This is a genomic window from Streptomyces sp. AC627_RSS907, from assembly GCF_019049165.1.
In genome coordinates, this window is the sequence record NZ_JAGMUE010001327.1 from 1 (window position 1) to 640 (window position 640).

Below are 640 nucleotides of genomic sequence, written 5' to 3' on the forward strand. Positions count from 1 at the left end.
ACCATGCGCAGTCCCATGCTGGGAAGTAGCCGGCGGACCTCGGTGCTCTCGCCGAGCATGACCGGCTTGGCCGCGAGGAGGTCACGCACGGGTCGCGCGGTGACGTCGGCGCGCCCGCCGCAGACGGTCGGGGCGGGACGCAGATCCAGGTTGCTCATGGGGAGCACTCTGCCACGCCACCGCCCCGCGCCGAAGGCGCCGTCGAGCAGCGGTCGCGACGCGGGGCCGACGGCGGCCGGCGCCGTCCGGAGGGGCCGCCGGGGCGTGGTCGTGTACGCGGCGGGGGAGACCGACGCGTACGGCTCGCGGTGGCGGGCCGTCGGCCGGCGTCGCTGGGTCGGGGTGGCCGGGTACGGCCCGTGTCGCGCGTGGCCGCGCTACGTGCCGTGCGGTCGGTCCGCGCGCGGAGTCGGGTGCTCCGTGGCGCGGTCCGGCGCTGGCGTATCCGCCTTCGGCGCGGGGCCGGGTGCCGGGTCCGCCGCGTACGGGTACAGGAGGATGGCCACCGCCGTGAGCGCCAGGCCGATCAGCCAGCCGGCCAGTACGTCGGTCGCCCAGTGCACGCCCAGGTAGACCCGGGTGAAGCCGACCCCGAGCACGGAGACCGCCGCCGTCGCCGCGGCCAGCCCCCGCCACAGGC

General features: G+C 77.7%; 1 protein-coding gene and 1 pseudogene. Both read right to left on the reverse strand.

From position 1 onward, the window contains the following. Positions 1–158 (reverse strand): annotated as a pseudogene (locus tag KUM32_RS44590) (pirin family protein); the annotation flags it as partial. A 219-nt stretch (positions 159–377) separates the two neighbouring features. Further along, positions 378–640, reverse strand: a 263-nt coding sequence (locus KUM32_RS41745; protein ID WP_217146833.1) for a phosphatase PAP2 family protein, incomplete at its 5' end; no start/stop codon positions are given.